Here is an 18,060-nt window from a genome sequence, read left to right on the forward strand (position 1 = left end):
TCTTTAGATGTCTGTCATCTAGGTAGCGAACGAGTTTTGACCATTATCTGAGTGTGTTGTGGACGGCTTTGCCCTCGCTTCGATTTTGGTAGCATCGTTTGCGCTGATTTATCTAACCGGTAAGAGAAAACAAATCGCTGACAAATCGCTGACACCCACCACGAAAACAAATCGCTGACACCCACAAAACAAATCGCTGACACCCACTACTAATTTGCACCTTCCTAAGATACCGCCTACGCTTTAATTCTGCACTCAAAGGATTGAGGAAAACAAACTATGGCTACTGCCCGTAAAAAACAAATCAGTTTAACTGACACCAAATACTATCACTGTATCTCCCGTTGCGTAAGGCGCGCCTTTCTGTGCGGTGAAGATAAACTTACTGGCAAATCATACGAGTACCGCCGTGATTGGGTTGAAGAAAAGCTCTTGATGTTGGGCTCTGTGTTTTGTATTGATGTCTGTGCTTATGCCGTGATGAGTAATCACACTCACATAGTTTTATATGTTGATGATAAAAAGGCTAAGCGTCTGTCGGATAAAGCGATTGTGATACGATGGCACAAGTTATTTAAAGGTAATTGGATAAGCCGTAAATTTACTGAAGGTGAGCCTCTCAATGAGTCGGAGCAATTGATACTCAATGAGCTGGTTGATAAGTACAGGGAAAGACTAGCCGATATTAGCTGGTTTATGCGAGTACTCAACGAAGATATCGCCCGTAGAGCAAATAAAGAAGATAATTGTAGAGGCCGATTTTGGGAAGGACGATTCAAATCCCAAGCATTACTGGACGAGGCAGCACTGGCTGCTTGTTTGGCATATGTAGACCTAAACCCTATTAGAGCCAAAATCGCCGCAACGCCTGAAACCTCAGACTACACCAGCATCAAAAAGCGAATTGACCATGCGAAATTAGGTAAACAGCCAAAAAGCCTATTACGCTTTGCTGGCAGCCCAAGAAAACATATGCCGAAAGGACTGCCTTTTGAGCTCAAATCCTATATTGAGTTGGTTGAACTCACAGGCCAATGTATTCGCGCCGACAAGCGAGGTCATATCTTTGAGTCACAAACCATTCTTACTCGACTAAATATCGAACCGGAGAACTGGATAAAACTCACCACGCAATTTTCTCAGGTATTCCACGGTGCAGTTGGTCGAGAGCGGACAATAACCGCTTACTGTGAAACACTTCAAAAACGACGGCGGACGAATCTGACAAACTGCGAGCGCTTGTTGGCTTAGCAAAACTCACATTCTCAATTTTAGAATTTCTTACTTCCGTATTTACATCGCTTTGTCGTGCGTGATAACTCAGCTTTGGTGTAGAGATATGCTTGGGCGACAAGAATTGGCCTATCTAATAACGTTTTTGTACCTAGCGATTAAAGTATTTTTATACTTTTTTACTTTACTTCCTCAGCTTGGATGCGAGTAGTGGTGCTAGTAGTGGTGGGTGTCACTTGTTTTAACAACTGATTTAAACCTTTATTGAGTTACTTGCGTCTCAAGGAGCATAATTATAAAAAATTGTATTTTTTAATAGCAAGATCGATTTGCTATACAATACCACGTGCTAAATTTTGACATTAGGGACAATTTTGATGCTTACTCGTTTTTCGTACTTTTGTACCATTTTATCCATAGTTACCACCTCATTTTCGACATTAGCTTCAGATGTTTTAGATTGTGTTATTGAGAGTTATAGTCAGCCAAATAGCCCGTTTACGGGTTTACCTAATCCTGCCGAACAGGGCGAACATAAATACACAGTGATGAACTATGGCGAACGACCATTTTTATTTGCTATATCAAAACCTGATGTAATTGCTCCAAATGTGAGCTTACCTAGCTTTCTTTCCGACTATTCTCGTAACCAAGGATATGAGGACAATGCCTACCACAAATTTAAAAGTAGTAATTTACCTTTGGAGGCTAAAGTTTGGCTTCCGTTGGGAGCCCAACCACTACCGTTAGTATTATTAGTCCATGGAAATTCTGCCCCGGGGTTTGATTATCTAGGTGAATTGCTCGCCAGCCGAGGTCACTTTGTTGTGCAAGTAAATCAAACTTATTTGAATGATTTATTGGGAGAAAATGGTGCCCGTGGTTGGATACTACTTGAACATATTAAGCTGCTGCAAAAATGGAATGCTGAGCAAGGTCACGCTTTTTATAACAAAATAGATTTAGAGAATATCGCTTTAATAGGGATGTCTAGAGGAGGGGAGGCTGTTGCTTTAGCTGCATCATTTAATCAATGGAAGACCTTACCAAATAGTAGTGAATCAACAGAGTTTGGTTTTAACATTAAATCCATTGTCGCTTTAGCCCCAATGGACGGGCAATATCAACATGCTGATGGTAGAAACATCCTGAAAAATGTTAACTATTTAGTGTTACAAGGAGGTCATGATGCGGATGTTTATCAGTTTCTTGGTAGCCAACAATGGCATCGAACTCACTTCGATGATGATAAAAACTACTTAAAGCAGTCCATTTATATCTATCGTGCTAACCAAATGTAGTGGCATAGTTAATTTGGCCACCCATTAAGAAAGAAATGTTATGCTATTTGCATACAAATTTGGGTGAAAAAATGACGAAATTAAAACGCGCAACCTATTCTGCGGCAATCAAATTAGAAACAGCTCAACTTGTAGTTGACCAAGGCTACACACAAGAAGATGCAGCTAAGGCTATGGGGGTTGGTAAATCAACTGTAAGTAAGTGGGTAACTCAATTGAAGCAAGAGCGGAATGGCCAGACCCCCACAGCGTCACCAATGACACCTGAACAAATTGAAATCCGCGAACTTAAAAAGCAAATCCAACGTATTGAATTAGAAAAGGATATATTAAAAAAGGCTACCGCTCTCTTGATGTCCGACTCCCTGAACAATTCTCGTTAATTGAGAAATTAAATCAACGAGAGCGTTACCCAATTAGCGTGTTGTGTAGCGTATTCAATGTGCATCGCAGCAGCTATAAATATTGGGCCATACGGGATACAACGCCTACACCAGAGCAAATAAGGCTAGAAGCTGAAGTTAAAGCCATACATGCAATGAGCGGCGGTTCAGCTGGGGCACGGACAATCGCAGCAATCGCAACGAATAACGATTTTGAATTAAGCCGTTATCGCGCCGCTAAGCTAATGGTTAAACTAAAACTAGAGAGCTGCCAAGTACCACAACATCAATATAAAAGGGGTGGTAATGAGCATCTTGAAATCCCAAATTTGCTAGACAGGCAGTTTGATGTTGTTGAGCCGAATACGGTGTGGTGCGGTGATGTGACGTATATTTGGACAGGCAATCGCTGGGCCTATTTAGCGGTCGTTGTTGATTTATTTGCACGTAAAGTCGTTGGTTGGGCAATGTCGTTGTCGCCAGATACTAGCTTAACGCTAAAAGCGCTTGAACTCGCGTATGAAAGCAGAGGTAAACCAAGTGGATTGATGTTTCACTCAGACCAAGGAAGCCATTATACAAGCTTGAAGTACCGCCAACGTTTATGGCGCTATAAAATTACACAAAGTATGAGCAGGCGCGGAAATTGTTGGGATAATGCGCCAATGGAGCGATTTTTTAGAAGCTTTAAAACGGAGTGGATGCCAAAGGTTGGATACGAAAACTTTAAAGATGCTAAATATGGTGTGAGTGATTATATCAACGGATATTATAACAACGTTAGGCCTCATCATTATAATGCTGGTTTAGCGCCAAATGAATCTGAGGTTAGATACCAAGATTCTAAAACTGTGGCCAAAATTAGTTGACCACTACAATATAAACTTTAATCAAGATATGTCTGATGATTTCCATTGGGGAAGCAGCAAAGATTTTTATTCTAAGCTATTAACACCCAAACAACAGGAGAATTTAACTAAAGTGTATGTTTCTGCTTTTTTGGAAGCTACATTGGCGAACGCAAAAGAGTATCGAAAAATTTTTAGACAACCTGTGGCTGGTGAGTTTGGTCTTCCTGACGATATTTATATCAGTCGCCATATGGCATCTGATTTCAAAGTTATAGAAGATTTTGAAAATGTAGCTAAAAAGGAAAGTACCGTTAAAGTCCTATCCGATAAAACGTTAACAGAAGTGCCAATCAATATAGACTCAGAGCGCCTAAGAAACGGAACTAAAACTTCTAATAATGTATTAAAGGTTCAACTTAAGAAACAAGTTGAAACACGGTTGAGCATTAAGCTTTCAGAAGCTGAGTTGTTACATAAAAATCACAAAGGAAAATCCTACCTAAGTTTCTCACTGGCTCGCGCTGATTCAGGAGAAAGCGAAGGGTGTGGAGCATACAATTTGTTATCTGATACGAGGGTAGAGCTACTTGATAAGTCTGGTGTAGTATTTAAAAAAAGTATTGGCGTATCTGGCAGTGTCTCCCCTTTATTAATTTCTGACTTCTCTGAATTGGAAAAAGGTGATATGAAATATGCGCCGACAGAGCCAGTATTGCAAACCTTTACGCTCCCTATTGAATTGAATAAGACAATCAGTGCCGAAAGCGAATTAGAGCTTGTCTTGATTTTTGCACCGAAGCGAGATGTATCTATCATCGTGGATGATATTGGGATAACTAGTTCTATATAGCCCATCAGCTTTCTTTTAAAGAAGCTAGTCATTAGCGCATTAGGAAAGTTAGTTTGCCTTAAGATGAGGCATAAAATCGTTCTTAACGGCGGCTATTGGCACTGGGTCGACATTCGGTTCTAAATTGTTTTTGTCCCAATACAAGTTGAGTGAGCATCCGTTATCGCAATTGGATTTAAGATATGAAATTGCTGTTGAACGGCTGAGTTTGGCACTTACATTTGCTTAAGCCCTAACAATCAAGCTTTGCAGATAAAGTTAAGGCTTATGCATCTTAAGACTGTTCACCTTCAAAATAAAGATGAAGAATTCGGATCAAGCCAAGGCTTGATCCGGTTTTCGCTTAGTGTTGTGGCTGTGGTGGGAAGTTAGCCAGCAACTCCGAAATGGTTTTGTTAATTGACGCTGTTCTTTGGTCTGGTGATTGGTTGCTACGTAAGCGACCTTCTTTTGCTCCGCGCCAAACTAGCTGGTTAGACGCTTTGTCTATCATATCGAGTACAAGCGTGCCCACTTCATATTCACGTGTTGTGGTCTGTGTTTGCCAGCCAATACCCCAGTAATTCCAACGCGCACCATAAGTGGTGTGAAGCGAGTCAGATTCAATTTTTGTATCAACTGATGCGTGATAGTTAACCAGTAAGTCGGCCGATTGCGGATCGGTGAGGGTGAAACCTTGTTTGCTCATTTCGTTTTGAATTGCACTGCGGATCCGCTTTTCCATTAAGTCATTAACTTGGTATTCACGACCATTATTTTTTAGGTCCGCTTCGGGTGACCAAGCATAGGTTTTATAGTTAGCGAATTGTACAGACTTATCATAATCCCAATCAGGGGTTTTGGCGCAGGCCGCTAACATCAGCACCAAAGTGGCGATAACAATATTCTTAAACATGTGTCTTTACTCCTTAGTCGGATGTTTGCTCTACCTTAACGTGTTAAGGCGTTAAATGGTAGAGACAAGCATCCTTTAATAATTGTGTCTAAGACATTAACTTGGGATTAATGTTCCACTTCTATCCAGTCTTTTTCATCCACCCAGTTTTGGCTACCTTGTGCAACACTACGGATCGGCACCAAGTAGTCACAGCTGATCTGTGGTTTCACCGATGCAAAAATTGGCACAAACCCAAAGCTTAGTGCGGTTTCGATAATAGCCTTTTGGTTTTGTGGGTCGATATCCGCGGCTTCATCGATGTAAATTGGGATACGATACATTGCTTGCTCTTGATCAGATAGCAGATAGCGAATAAATAGCATGCCACATAAAAGCTTGATGGTGATCCGCGTACCGTTTGAACCGGCCGAGTCAATTTTATCAAAGTGCTCAGTGTCACCTGCGCGGTTGACCACTTCAAAGCGAATATCAAAGAGATCGGTTAACGTCAATCCCGCTTTGTCACTTGCTAGTTTGATGATGTGATCTTTCGCCTCATTAACAGATTTCTCTGAGCTAGGCTGCTCGCTGAGTAGGTCTAAACTTTCGCCTTTTTCATATAAATCTGAAGTGCTAATAATGGTATCTATGCTATCAACTAGCATCTTACGAGGGATGACATTGATTTTGAATGCCTGCAAGTTAGAGATACGATGCTGGCTTATGCCTTTGTTAAAACTGTTCATCTCTCGGCGTAAGCGGTCTAAGTCTTGACGCAGTCCTTTAATGGTTGCGGCCACTTCGGTGAGCGCCACTCGCGCTTGTTTATCGACGGCATCTCGTTCGTTATCTAAGTTATGATACGCACTGATCAGCTTTTGGTACTTAATAGTAACGTCTGACTCGTTTTCAAACTTAGTGATCCCAGCATTGTAGATATGCAAGTAGGTATTACGCACATTAACGTCTAAGTTTCTAAGCTCATTACAATCTTTATTAAACTGGTGGATCACTTCAGAGAGGTTATCAAAATCTAGGTTAATTTCGATTTCGTACGGTGCCAGCTTACCCGAGTATAGGTCTAGTGTGTGGTCGATACGTTCTGACTTCACTTGCTTTAGGCGGTCGGCTTGGCGCACCAATAAGTCTTGCTTGCTTTTAATGATAGAGCGGCGGTCTGAAATCGAACCAGCATTACGTTGAATATCATGCAAATATTCATCAACTTGCTCTCGTTCCATCTCCAGTTGCTCTTTTAGTGCTTGTTGAGCATCAACAGATTGCAACATAGTTTGATATTGCTCAAAGCGCTTCATGGCCGCTTCGGTAGCCATGAGTTCATCATAAAGCGCATCACGCTCTTTTTGCTTTTCAGCGACGTTTGCGGCTGCTTCACGCTGTTGCTTTAAGTCGCTAAGTGATTGTTGTAATGACTCCAGCTGTGCTTGCAGTTGGGCTTTGTTCTCACCACTTTGCATTTGCACGGGACTTAGTTTTTTCAACTTAACGGTAGCGCCAGGCACCTTAAGCTCACCACCTTGAACTGACTTAGACAGCGACTCCAAAAATGCGCCAAAGGCATCTTCGTCAGTGATATCAATTTCACCTTGAGAGGTGGTTGAAAACGATAACAAATCTGGATTCAAGATCCGCGAGATCTCTTCCACTTCTTTTAAAGAAAGATCTTCACGCATACGAGTAAACAGGTTGAACTCAAGGTTCTTGAGTTGCAGTTTTAAACTCTTAATCTGCTTTTGTGTTTCGTTGATGCGAAAATCAAGGGTATGGAGACTTTGCCCCTGTGCACTATTAATAGAGAAGGAAAGCTGCTCATATTCCTTTTTTAACAGTGTTAAATTGGTTTTAAGCGTTGCATGATTAGTTAGTTCAAATTCACGTTTTAACGCGTGGAAGTCGGTAAACCATTGCTCGATTTGGGTTTGCTTACGCTCGATATCACGAGACTGTTGGACGTACAGCTGCTGCTTAGACTCAAATTCGCGCTTTTCGGCTTCTATGTCTTCTAGCTGTGTTGCCAGCTCTGCAATTTGCTCGTTGTGATAGTTATCATATTCAACCAAAGCTAAATCGAGTTTCGGGGCGTAAGCCGCTAATTTACCTTTTAATACCGCCTCATTTCCAAGCATTTTCTCAAGGGCTGAAATTGGCTCTTGCATCGACTCCAGCGCATTCAGCTCACGGCGCGCACGGTTGACCTTATCAAAAGCGCGACGCCAGACTTCATAAAAGTCGACTTTCGAGTTCGACATATGGCGTTCGAACACCTTGAGCATAAAGCGTTTTACGTCTTGCGCGCCGAGTTTATGCAGATTCAGAATACGACGGAATATTTCTTTGTATACAGGCGCATCTTGGACATTATTCAGTGGGATCATCTTCAGGTTGATATCACCATCAAATGGTGTGGCGCCACCTGTGAGTAGGGCATTAAGTTCTTGTGCTTTTAGCTCTACAGGCTTAAGTTGTTTTTCCTGTAAGTGATTAAAGAGCTTAGTGTACTTGATGATACTTTTACCTTGGGTGTAATCATCAAGATTCAGTTTGCCTTGATAGCAAAAAAACTGGTGCGCGTAACCGGCGATTTTACCCAGCCCCGCAACGCCAATGACCACATCGCCGTGGGGGAGGTTGGCTTCCAGCAAAATATAGGATTGATCAGAAGAGAAGTAAAACTTACGCGTTTCTTCTAAATCGTGACCATCCCATTCAGTCAGTCTTAAATCGTTGATAAGTGGAAACTGCAGCGCATTGATCACCGAGCTTTTACCAGTGTTATTCGGAGCGCAGATAGACGCGCTTTTATCCAGAGGAATGACACACTTAGCGTATCCGGCGGTATTTAATAATGCTAGTTTACTTAAGCCGTACAACTGCTCGCTCATAGCTCGTCCTCAATATCATATTGTTCTTCGTTTACTTCCATTAGCGCGTCTATGTAGCGATAAATCGGTGCAAGTAGCATAAAGCCTTGCTCAACCTCACGGGCAAGGCCCAGTCTCACCATACGTAAAAACACGTCTTTTCTGAGATCAGAGCCCGAAAATATTTCCAACTGATCAAAAAGATGCTTATTGAGCTGCACTATGGTTTGCATTAGCTCTAAATCGCAGCTTTCATCAAATAGTACGCGCAGCGGATCTTTACCTTGGTTGGCATAGTGCTCAATCAAAATATAAATGGTTAAGGCAATCGCGCGTGAAATTTTCCCCATATTTGGCGTACTTTCATCGCTTGCCAAATAATAAAAGCCACGGGCATCGTGCTGTAAGTCATGGCCTAAAGCTGAAAATAGCGCTTGATAGCTATCAATTTGCTGATCTAATTCTTGCCACAGGGTCGTGTCTTGCTCACTGATATGATACCCGCTCACCAGTTTTTTATTAATGGCTTGGAGTTCATTGAGCATGTCTAAGTTAATTGTCGTCATAATGCTAATCTTGTTTTGCTTTGGCACTAAATGGATATAAAGAGAAGGTATGCGATGCGATAGTGATCTTACTCTTTTGTTGCTCTTGGCTAAGTGCCAAGTCAGATTCGTTGATCAGCTTTTGATAAAGAAACAGCATTTCGTCTGCTTCAAGATCTGGGTAGCTATCGCTTAAAAAGCCCAATAGTGCCTGGCGCTTTTTACCGGTTTGTTGAAATCTCGTTTTTACCGAGTTGTAATCTGGAATGTTAGGACTTTGATAAGCTGGCACATCGTCGTGATCGGGCAGCTGATATTCTTCATGCTCAAACTCAACAAGACTTGCCATATAAGCGACCATGTGACGCTTTTGTCCGAGGTTAAAACGTTGAATGTCTGACACAAATTCTGGTTGAACTGGTGAGAGTAAACGGTCAACGCCGCGCTTTCTAATTTGTCCAAGGACTTTGGAGGCTTGGCGTGTAATGAGTGTATTGCGGCGTAGCTCTTCTCTTAACGGCATTAGGAGATCGGCACTGCGGCTTAAACTTTCTCTACCAATGAGGTGCATATCTAAAATGCGTGTTCTGAGTTGCTCCAACATACGTTTGTCTGCAGCGCCACGACCTAATTGTTCAATCTCGTCAATTTGCTCACTGACCTGAAGCTCTATTTGATCAAAGCAGCGTTGGAATGGGCCATGAATATCGACCATTTCCAGCATCGGTTCGATATATTCGTCAAACGCTTCCAATACGGCTTTATATCTCATGCCAAGAGAAAGCGTTGAGGTGTCAGATTTGGCTTGTTCAACCAAGTTCATGATAGCGCTTTCGTTATGTTCGAACAGCTTAACAATTTTACGAACGCGTTCGTCCATAATGCGGCTAAAACGGCGTAGCTCAGAGTAGTCAGCCTCTTCACCAGCTTGTGCGATGCGATTACCTAATCTTTCTAAGTCTTTTACCAGCACAGTGATCTCTTCTGCTAAACCAAGGCTCTCTTCTTGTAAAAGAAAGCTGGCGAAGTCAGCGATTGCACGGTTGATTTCTAACTGTGAAGATTTAGCTAAAGGGATAATAATTTCTTGTTGGAGTAATCGATTGGTTTCTTTATAAATTCGTTCACTCGACCAGCTAGGGTTTTTCTGTTTTAGGATGTTTTGTACATCTTTTAGACTGAAATCTGCGAGCTTAAATCGTTTAAAAAGTAGCTCGAGTACGCTCCAGTGTTCATTTATCATATTTAATAATTTTTTTGCTGGGATCATAACTTTCCAGTGTGTAGTAGTTAAGTTACATCACTACTTCATCAATTTGTCACAAAATGTTTATCGTACGTAGCATGGGGACTGTGATGGTGCTAGAATCCGCCGCGAAAACGAACCCACCCCTTGTTACATTTAATTACAGGTTGTTTACGCATTATGGTCACGCCCATTATTCTAACCCTGATCGCCATCGCTTTTATACTCATCGTTATAGAAGATATTATTCACGTAAACAAGGCCAAAACAACGCTTTTTTTTGGTACTTTATGTTGGATTATCGCCTTTATCTCTCCAATTCATGGTCAAAGCCCAGAAATTGTACAAATTGAGCTAGACCATAACATTTTGGAAATCGCGACACTTTGGCTGTTCTTAATGGCTGCAATGACGTTTGTGGCCTACTTGAACTCAAAAGGGTTTATCCAAAATATTGTTCACCGGATCATGCCAACCCATATTAGCGAACGCAAGCTAATGTTTTTGGTCGGTGCGTTTGCATTCGTATTTTCGTCAATATCGGATAACATCACCGCGACGCTTATTTCATTAGCTGTAGTCATGTCTTTGAAATTAGACCCGAAAAAGCTAATTAGATATGCGACGTTAATCATCTTTAGTGTTAACTCCGGTGGGGTATCATTGATCACCGGTGATGTAACCACCTTGATGATATTTCTAGCCGATAAAGTGACTATCCCTGATCTGCTTTTACTAATAGCTCCCTCTATTTTTAGCGTATTTATCTTAGCTGCGATGCTGTCAATCGGCATGAATGATAAGATCACCTTTGAAAAGGCTGAATTACGCAGAATTGAAAAGACCGATATCACCATTGCGCTCATCTTCTTATCAACCATTTTTGCCACGTTATTCTTAAGCGTGCAATACCATGTACCGCCGATGTTAACCTTCTTATTTGGCTTGTCTTTGATGTTCTTAATGGCGCAATTCTTGATGCGCAAGAAGGACGTAAATAAGAAAATCATCGACTATATCCGTGAAATTGAATACGACACTTTATTGTTCTTTGTGGGTGTGCTGTTATTAGTTGGTGCGTTGAAAGAAGTCGGTGTATTGTCTAAGTTTACCGATTTATATCTGCATCTTGCGCCGGAATACGCAAACTACTTGGTCGGTTTAATGAGTGCGGCGGTAGATAACGTGCCTTTGACGGCTGCGCTATTAAAAGCAGACATTACGATGACTCCAGCGCAATGGCTAACCTTTACTTATGCGACTGGCGTTGGTGGCTCTATGCTCATTATTGGCTCTGCAGCGGGGATCATTGCAATGAGTAAGGTTAAAGCTTTAACCTTCTCAAGCTATCTTAAAATGAGTATCTACCTGCTTATCGCATATACCATTGGATATAGTGGCGCGTATTTCGCGGGTCAGCTTATTTAAGACCAATGGATTTAATTTTTTACCGCTTTGGGATAAGTTTTTCATAAATAACTTGACACCTAGACGGCTAAAAGATAATTTTCTTACATCGCCCGCATTTATTGCGGGCTTTTATTTTGCTTTTATTCAGATTAACAAAGGCAAAATAAACAGAAGAGGCGCGATGCTTAGGTAGTTAGTGTGAGGTGACGAGACCAATGATCACTAGTGAGGGAAGTATTCGCCGAGGAGAAAAGTTGCTCGTCGCAACGATTCTTCGGTTTACGAGGCTGAATCCTCGGAACTGTCACCGTATTGGTGGAGAGCTTCTGGCAAAGGTCATTTCAAGCGTTCGTCTTTCTAGAAATCCCATGCCGAGTTCTCCTTATAAAATTTGACTGTGCCAACAGTCGAGAGGAGAGAAAATGAATTCGCAGTATGTTGTAGCCAAATTTGGTGGTACCAGTGTCGCTGACTTTGAAGCTATGTCTCGTTGTGCTCACATTGTTCGTGACAACCCAAATGTTCGAGTGGTCGTTGTTAGTGCATGTGCTGGCGTAACCAATCACCTTGTAACGCTAACCCAACAAAAGGAAGATGAAGCCGGGCGCAAAGCAGTTGTTGCAGCGGTTGAAAACATACAGCAAGCGATTATCGATCAAGTGTCTTTGGATGCTGATCTTGCTGAGGGTTACAAGCAAACGTTCAGTGAATTTGAAAGCCTTGCGAGTTTGCCTGCACTTAGCAGACAGCAATGCGATGAAATGCTGAGCTTTGGCGAACGTTTTTCTTCTTATTTGTTTACCCAAATATTACGTAATAACCAGGTTCAGGCGTCGCGCTTTGATGTGCGTAAAGTACTTAAAACAGATAATCAATTTGGTAAAGCGAATCCAAATGTCGCAGCTACGCGTGAAGCTGCGCAAACTAATTTGGTCGCGCTACTTGGCGACACAGTACAGGTGACACAAGGGTTTATTGGTAGTGACCAATACGGCCAGACGACTACGCTTGGCCGTGGTGGTTCTGACTATAGTGCTGCATTGTTAGCTGAGGCAATTGACGCGTCAAGTGTGCATATTTGGACTGATGTTGTTGGTATTTTCAGTACCGATCCGCGTTTGTGTGTAAAGGCTAGACCTATTCCTCGTTTGAGTTTTGATGAAGCGGCAGAAATGGCAACATTTGGTGCCAAGGTGTTACATCCCGCAACTATATTGCCAGCGAGTCGTAAGGGTATTTCAGTATTTGTTGGTTCAAGCCGTGATCCGCAATCGGGTGGCACTTGGATTGAAAAAGAGAAAACGGCGCAAGCAGGTATTCGTGCAGTGACACAACGCAAAAACCAAATACTATTGACACTAAAAAGCCCTGAAATGCTCCTTGCTAGCGGCTTTTTGGCTCGTATCTTCACCATTTTAAGCAATTACAATATATCGGTTGACTTGGTAACGACTTCGGAAATTAGTGTTGCACTTACGCTGGATAATGCGCCGAATGCTTCTCGACCAGAGCTAGAACAAGCTTGTTTGGATGAACTTGGCGAGTTTTGTCATGTGACCGTTGAAAATAATCTTACTTTGGTGGCCATGATAGGTTCTGAGATCCAGTTGAAGAAGTGCCAACTTAACCTGATGGATGTGTTGTCAGAGTTTAATATTCGATTGATATGCCATGGTGCGAGCAAGCACAATCTGTGCTTTTTAGTTGAGCAGCAGGAGTCAGATCAGGTTGTGCAATCAATTCATGCTAAATTACTAGAGGTTGCTTAAGTAAATTTATTGTAATTAGTCAACTAATAAAAAAGTTGCATTATTGAGTAATGGGTGGCACTTTGTTTATAACGGTTAGGGTCTGCTGACCTTCAAGTTTGTTTTTCCCTAGGAGTGCCATCATGAATTATAAAGACGTCTACGAATTCTGGTTTGTTGAATGCACTGAATCAGACTGGTGGAAGAAGTCTGCGGACTTTGATCGCATTATAAAAAATCGCTTCGGTATTTTGCACCAAATGGCGCACCAAGGTGAGCTTTCGAGTTGGAGAGCAACACCACTTGGCGCGCTGTGCGAAATCATTATATTAGATCAGTTTTCACGCAATATATTCAGAGACACTCCAGAGGCGTTTGCCTGTGATCCTTTGGCGCTAAGCCTCACCCAACACGCTATCGAAAAAGGCTATCACCGCCAGCTCAATGATACTGAATTGATGTTTTTATACCTACCCATGATGCATAGCGAAAGTCGCATCATCCACCGTGCCGCTGACCATTATTTTCGCGACCTGCCTAATTATGATTTTGAAGTCGCGCATAAAAAAATTATCGATAGATTTGGCCGTTATCCCCATCGAAACGAAATACTCAATCGCGATTCAACAGAAGAGGAAATGGACTTTCTAGAGACGCCCAACTCGAGTTTCTGAGGCACGGCTAGAACCTCTCGCATTTTCAGCGGAAGTACGTATAATCGGCCGTCTACAAAAATAATGATTGATTACAGACATGGCTCATACGCGCGATGGATTTCAAAGCCGACTTGGCTTTGTGTTAGCAGCAGCTGGTGCGGCTGTTGGACTTGGTAATATTTGGGGATTTCCCACACAAGCTGCAAACCACGGTGGCGGTGCATTTTTACTGGTTTATTTTGCGGTGATTTTTTTACTCGCATTACCTGCACTTTACACAGAATTGTATTTAGGCCATCAGGCACAAGCAAACCCAGTTAAAGCACTTAAGACAGCTTGGCGTGAAGGTAATCCGAAAATAGGAGCCGCTGCGGGGTATATCGGCCTTGCTGGTGCTATTGTGATGCTCAGCTTTTACTCCATCGTGGCTGGGTGGATGCTGTCTCATGCACTTGATCCTCTTGCGCAAATGGCTGAACTAGATGCTGCACATCAGTTTCTAAGCGGTGACTCAATGCTGAGAAACTTTATCTTTACCCCACTGATGTTAATTTTGACTGCGAGCATTATTCTTAAAGGCGTAAAATCAGGCATAGAAGCTTGGTCGCGCAGACTTATGCCGTTGTTACTGGTATTACTGCTTTGCCTTATTGGCTATATGGCGACGTTAGACGGCGCAGCAGAAGGGTTTAGAACGTATTTAGTTCCGGACTTTTCAAAAATTAGCGATCCTGACTTGATCATCGCGGCGATGGGGCAGGCGTTCTTTTCGTTGTCGTTAGGTGTGGGCTGCATGATGATTTATGGTTCATACTTAAAACCGAACGAAAATCTACCTAAGCTTACGTTTAGTGTTGCAATGCTAGACACCAGTGTCGCATTTTTGGCCGGTTTACTTATTATCCCTGCAATATTCGTTGCGCAGCAAAATGGTGTTCAAGTATTTCAAGACGGCAAATTAATCGGTGAAGGCCGGTTGATTTTTGCTATTTTACCCGAGCTATTTGCCAATATTGGGGAAATGGGATTATTAGTTAGCCTGACTTTCTTTGTGCTTATGTCTATTGCGTCGGTAACTTCTACCATTTCTTCAACAGAAATTCCGGTATCTTTCTTGGTGGAAAACCATGGCTTTAAACGTAAACAAGCGACTTGGTTGGTTACGCTAGTTATCTTTTTAGCATCGAGCACGATTATTCTAAACTTTGATTGGCTGTTCGAATTGGTGATCAGTCTATTCACGCAATATCAGCTACCATTGATGGGGCTGTTCTACTTTATTACTGTTGGTTGGGTTTGGAAGCGCGGTAATCAGCTCCACTTAGAATCCCGTGGTGCACATTACTGGTTTGCTCAGTACGTTAGATTTGTTTGCCCAATCTTAATGACCGCGGTATTTATTAACGTTGCACTGGCAAAATAGTGATCATTTTTTTTCAAAAACGGGAAGCATAGGCTTCCCGTTTTTATTTTGATAACAAGACTCAGAAATCACGAGGGGAAACGAACTCCCCAGCTTGAATGCTCTCGTAAGTTCGTTGCGCCAATGAATCTAAGTTGGCTAAATCTTTTCCCATTGAAGCCAGTTGGTTTGTCACTGGAATAATATCGATATCTTCAACCCCAGAAAGTTGAGCCACTCTGGCAAAAGTATATGCGTGCTTATACTTTTCGTGTTTGTAGAAAATACTGACTAAAGATGAATAGACTTCTGGGTTAGGGGTATGGCCTCTCTTGTTTAGCTCTAATACGCGGTAGAGAATATCAACGGTTTTATCATCGTCTACTTTGGCGTAAAACTCTGCGAGGAAAAGCTGAATTTCGGGATCGTTCTGAACTCTAGGGTCATCCTGCATGTTCAAAAGCTTGTTCATTGCTGTGCGATCACTGTCACGAGACCAATGATAATAAAGTAGACCTGGGTGGTTACTGCCTTTTGTTTCGTTATAAATACGTGTCATTTCTTTTAGTGCAGTGAGATGACCTTCCACTCGTGAAGTGGTTTTTTCCTTTAACTTGATGTGCTCAATTTTGGCGGCGCGAGAAACACATAGGTTGTAGCTTTCTAAATTCTGCAACAAGTCATATTTGTTTTCGTCCGTCGGTGACTTGTATTCGTGATAGCGCGCGTAGATAAGCGACGCACGTTCGTCTTTACAGTGACTGTCTTTATTTAAGTCTTCACAAAAACCAGGCGTTTCGCTACACACTTGGTTCAAGGTTAGGGTGTCGTCGCAACCAGCAAGTAGTAACGCTGCAAAAACTAGCGACTTTTTAAACGCCATAGTTTGACCTCAATGATTTTTTATAATTATAGGGGGTTACGCCCGAATAAACAGGGTAGAGCTAATAGTTTACTAGTTTAACGCAATGAATTGTTCGGTAACAGTGGAGAATCACGGCAGTTTAAATTAGAATAGCCGTGCCCATTCGGGCTATCCGTTCAAAGAAAATTGTTTATTAGGCAGAAAAAATGACCTTATCTCACGAGCAAGAATATCAAAACAGCTGGCAAGAGCGTCAAGATTATGCAGAAAGCATGCAACCCCTAATCGGTCGTCTATACCGTAACAAAGGCGTTGAAATCTCTGTATACGGTCGTCCTCTTGTGAGCGCAAGCACCATTGATGTTATCAAAGCACACAAAACAGTAGCACGTTTTGAAGAGCGTAAACTACGTCTTCGTGAAAGCTTTCCATTCTTAGAAGTGATCAGCAAAATGGAATTAGCACCAGGTCGTGTTGACCTTGGTAAGCTAGCTTATGCCTACATTTATAAAAATGCAGGTGAAGGCCGCTCAATCGAAGAGTTTTTAAATGCAGAACTTGCAGAATTACTAAACCAAGGCGCACGTCCGTCACCTCGTGACGTCGTTCTTTATGGTTTTGGTCGCATTGGCCGTTTATTAGCACGCCTACTTATCGAACGTGGCGGCTCTCACGCTGATTTACGCCTACGTGCAATCGTTGTTCGCGGTGGCCGCGATGGTGATCTTGAGAAACGTGCAAGTTTATTGCGCCGTGACTCAATTCATGGTCCTTTCAATGGTTCAATCACAGTAGACCATGAAAAAGGTGCGATTAAAGCAAACGGTAACTACATTCAAGTTATCTACGCAAACTCACCTGAAGAAGTGGATTACACAAAATACGGTATTGAAAACGCACTTATCGTAGATAATACAGGTGTTTGGAAAGACGAAGATGGCTTAGGTAAACACCTTAAGTCAATCGGTGCGTCTAAAGTATTACTTACAGCACCAGCTAAAGGTGACATCAAAAACATCGTTTATGGTGTTAACAACTCAGACATTCAATCTGAAGACAAGATTGTTTCTGCAGCAAGCTGTACAACTAACGCAATCACACCGGTATTAAAAGCACTTAACGACAAGTTTGGTATTAAAAACGGTCACGTTGAAACGGTTCACTCTTACACCAATGACCAAAACTTGATCGACAACTACCACAAAGCTGAGCGTCGTGGTCGTAGTGCGGCATTGAACATGGTTATTACTTCAACCGGTGCTGCGAAAGCGGTTGCTAAAGCACTGCCTGAGCTTGCTGGTAAACTAACTGGTAACGCAATCCGTGTACCAACACCAAACGTATCAATGGCAATTCTTAACCTAAATCTAGGTAAAGAAACAACCGCTGAAGAGCTAAATGAATTCCTTCGTGAGTCTTCACTTTACTCCGAACTACGTGACCAGATTGACTACACTGCATCAACAGAAATCGTGTCTACTGACCTTGTGGGTAGCCGTTATGCAGGTGTGGTTGATTCAAAAGCAACTATCGTTGATGGCGACCGTGTAGTACTTTACGTATGGTACGATAACGAGTTTGGTTACAGCTGTCAGGTTGTACGTGTAATGCAAGACATGGCGGAAGTAAAATTCCCGAGCCTACCTCGCTAATACGAAATTTACGATAAAAAGCCAGCACCAGCTGGCTTTTTTAGTTTTTGAAACAAGTTCGTTGTGGTAGGCTTGCTAAGATAGGTCAGCTACAATTAGCTAACAAAAAGTTACACCTCAACTTTGTGCAAAGGCAGGCACAGTATTACCTCTCTTTGA

At 42.2% G+C, this 18,060-nt stretch carries 14 protein-coding genes and 1 riboswitch; of the genes, 9 read left to right on the forward strand and 5 right to left on the reverse strand.

The genetic code is table 11. From position 1 onward, the window contains the following. Window positions 1-279: 279 nt before the first annotated feature. From PPIS_RS03715 to PPIS_RS03730, 4 genes are all read left to right on the forward strand, one after another. Window positions 280-1,251 carry a hypothetical protein gene (locus PPIS_RS03715; RefSeq protein WP_010378053.1) on the forward strand — a complete coding sequence of 324 codons (972 nt, stop codon included), beginning with the start codon at window positions 280-282 and terminating at the stop codon, window positions 1,249-1,251. Window positions 1,252-1,610: 359 nt separating this feature from the next. Beyond that, window positions 1,611-2,534: an alpha/beta hydrolase gene (locus PPIS_RS03720; RefSeq protein WP_010378054.1), complete on the forward strand. Its 924-nt coding sequence runs from the start codon at window positions 1,611-1,613 to the stop codon at window positions 2,532-2,534. A gap of 71 nt (window positions 2,535-2,605) precedes the next feature. After that, window positions 2,606-3,786, forward strand: a protein-coding gene (locus PPIS_RS03725) for an IS3 family transposase (RefSeq protein WP_096040897.1) whose coding sequence is annotated in 2 segments (ribosomal slippage) — window positions 2,606-2,864 and window positions 2,864-3,786 — 1,182 coding nt in all. Because the reading frame shifts where the segments join, the coding sequence is not laid out codon by codon here. Continuing rightward, window positions 3,734-4,618: a hypothetical protein gene (locus PPIS_RS03730; RefSeq protein WP_096040864.1), complete on the forward strand. Its 885-nt coding sequence runs from the start codon at window positions 3,734-3,736 to the stop codon at window positions 4,616-4,618. Before PPIS_RS03725 ends, PPIS_RS03730 begins: the two co-directional genes overlap by 53 nt. A 343-nt stretch (window positions 4,619-4,961) precedes the next feature. Here PPIS_RS03730 and PPIS_RS03735 read toward each other — a convergent pair whose 3' ends face one another. The 4 genes from PPIS_RS03735 to PPIS_RS03750 form a co-directional block, all read right to left on the reverse strand. Further along, window positions 4,962-5,513, reverse strand: coding sequence for a DUF4136 domain-containing protein (locus PPIS_RS03735; protein ID WP_010371911.1), 552 nt, complete (start codon window positions 5,511-5,513; stop codon window positions 4,962-4,964). A 107-nt stretch (window positions 5,514-5,620) separates the two neighbouring features. Beyond that, on the reverse strand, window positions 5,621-8,398 hold the full coding sequence (locus PPIS_RS03740; RefSeq protein ID WP_010371909.1) for a coiled-coil domain-containing protein: 2,778 nt from the start codon (window positions 8,396-8,398) through the stop codon (window positions 5,621-5,623). Then, entirely contained in the window at window positions 8,395-8,943 is a 549-nt protein-coding gene (locus PPIS_RS03745) for a condensin complex protein MksE (RefSeq protein WP_010371906.1), read from the reverse strand. The genes PPIS_RS03740 and PPIS_RS03745 overlap by 4 nt, the downstream gene beginning before the upstream one ends. A gap of 4 nt (window positions 8,944-8,947) precedes the next feature. After that, the gene (locus PPIS_RS03750) at window positions 8,948-10,192 is read right to left on the reverse strand and encodes a hypothetical protein (RefSeq protein WP_010371903.1); all 1,245 of its coding nucleotides are present in this window, start codon (window positions 10,190-10,192) and stop codon (window positions 8,948-8,950) included. A 156-nt stretch (window positions 10,193-10,348) separates the two neighbouring features. Between PPIS_RS03750 and nhaD the strand changes: the two genes are divergently transcribed. The 4 genes from nhaD (at window position 10,349) to PPIS_RS03770 (ending at window position 15,405) form a co-directional block, all read left to right on the forward strand. Then, the gene (gene nhaD, locus PPIS_RS03755) at window positions 10,349-11,596 is read left to right on the forward strand and encodes a sodium:proton antiporter NhaD (RefSeq protein WP_010371900.1); all 1,248 of its coding nucleotides are present in this window, start codon (window positions 10,349-10,351) and stop codon (window positions 11,594-11,596) included. Between the two features lie 145 nt (window positions 11,597-11,741). After that, a riboswitch (Lysine riboswitch) is annotated at window positions 11,742-11,912 on the forward strand. 88 nt (window positions 11,913-12,000) lie between these two features. Continuing rightward, complete coding sequence (lysC, locus tag PPIS_RS03760) at window positions 12,001-13,347, forward strand: lysine-sensitive aspartokinase 3 (protein WP_010371897.1); 1,347 nt, start codon at window positions 12,001-12,003, stop codon at window positions 13,345-13,347. A 122-nt stretch (window positions 13,348-13,469) separates the two neighbouring features. Next, complete coding sequence (locus tag PPIS_RS03765) at window positions 13,470-14,000, forward strand: DUF924 family protein (protein ID WP_010371894.1); 531 nt, start codon at window positions 13,470-13,472, stop codon at window positions 13,998-14,000. Window positions 14,001-14,079: 79 nt separating this feature from the next. Continuing rightward, the gene (locus tag PPIS_RS03770) at window positions 14,080-15,405 is read left to right on the forward strand and encodes a sodium-dependent transporter (RefSeq protein ID WP_010371892.1); all 1,326 of its coding nucleotides are present in this window, start codon (window positions 14,080-14,082) and stop codon (window positions 15,403-15,405) included. A 61-nt stretch (window positions 15,406-15,466) separates the two neighbouring features. Here PPIS_RS03770 and PPIS_RS03775 read toward each other — a convergent pair whose 3' ends face one another. After that, window positions 15,467-16,267, reverse strand: a complete 801-nt coding sequence (locus PPIS_RS03775) for a DUF2989 domain-containing protein (protein WP_010371889.1) — start codon at window positions 16,265-16,267, stop codon at window positions 15,467-15,469. A 188-nt stretch (window positions 16,268-16,455) separates the two neighbouring features. Between PPIS_RS03775 and PPIS_RS03780 the strand changes: the two genes are divergently transcribed. Next, entirely contained in the window at window positions 16,456-17,901 is a 1,446-nt protein-coding gene (locus tag PPIS_RS03780) for a glyceraldehyde-3-phosphate dehydrogenase (RefSeq protein WP_010371888.1), read from the forward strand. Window positions 17,902-18,060: the final 159 nt, after the last annotated feature.

It is taken from the genome of Pseudoalteromonas piscicida (genome assembly GCF_000238315.3).
Classification (GTDB): Bacteria; Pseudomonadota; Gammaproteobacteria; order Enterobacterales; family Alteromonadaceae; genus Pseudoalteromonas; species Pseudoalteromonas piscicida.

What these genes read in the sequence shown, in the direction of transcription:
- lysC (WP_010371897.1), top strand. Translation starts at nt 12,001, where the DNA reads ATGAATTCGCAGTATGTTGTAGCCAAATTTGGTGGTACCAGTGTCGCT.
- PPIS_RS03750 (WP_010371903.1), bottom strand. Translation starts at nt 10,192, where the DNA reads ATGATCCCAGCAAAAAAATTATTAAATATGATAAATGAACACTGGAGC.
- PPIS_RS03770 (WP_010371892.1), top strand. Translation starts at nt 14,080, where the DNA reads ATGGCTCATACGCGCGATGGATTTCAAAGCCGACTTGGCTTTGTGTTA.
- PPIS_RS03740 (WP_010371909.1), bottom strand. Translation starts at nt 8,398, where the DNA reads ATGAGCGAGCAGTTGTACGGCTTAAGTAAACTAGCATTATTAAATACC.
- PPIS_RS03730 (WP_096040864.1), top strand. Translation starts at nt 3,734, where the DNA reads ATGAATCTGAGGTTAGATACCAAGATTCTAAAACTGTGGCCAAAATTA.
- nhaD (WP_010371900.1), top strand. Translation starts at nt 10,349, where the DNA reads ATGGTCACGCCCATTATTCTAACCCTGATCGCCATCGCTTTTATACTC.
- PPIS_RS03780 (WP_010371888.1), top strand. Translation starts at nt 16,456, where the DNA reads ATGACCTTATCTCACGAGCAAGAATATCAAAACAGCTGGCAAGAGCGT.
- PPIS_RS03765 (WP_010371894.1), top strand. Translation starts at nt 13,470, where the DNA reads ATGAATTATAAAGACGTCTACGAATTCTGGTTTGTTGAATGCACTGAA.
- PPIS_RS03745 (WP_010371906.1), bottom strand. Translation starts at nt 8,943, where the DNA reads ATGACGACAATTAACTTAGACATGCTCAATGAACTCCAAGCCATTAAT.
- PPIS_RS03720 (WP_010378054.1), top strand. Translation starts at nt 1,611, where the DNA reads ATGCTTACTCGTTTTTCGTACTTTTGTACCATTTTATCCATAGTTACC.
- PPIS_RS03735 (WP_010371911.1), bottom strand. Translation starts at nt 5,513, where the DNA reads ATGTTTAAGAATATTGTTATCGCCACTTTGGTGCTGATGTTAGCGGCC.
- PPIS_RS03775 (WP_010371889.1), bottom strand. Translation starts at nt 16,267, where the DNA reads ATGGCGTTTAAAAAGTCGCTAGTTTTTGCAGCGTTACTACTTGCTGGT.
- PPIS_RS03715 (WP_010378053.1), top strand. Translation starts at nt 280, where the DNA reads ATGGCTACTGCCCGTAAAAAACAAATCAGTTTAACTGACACCAAATAC.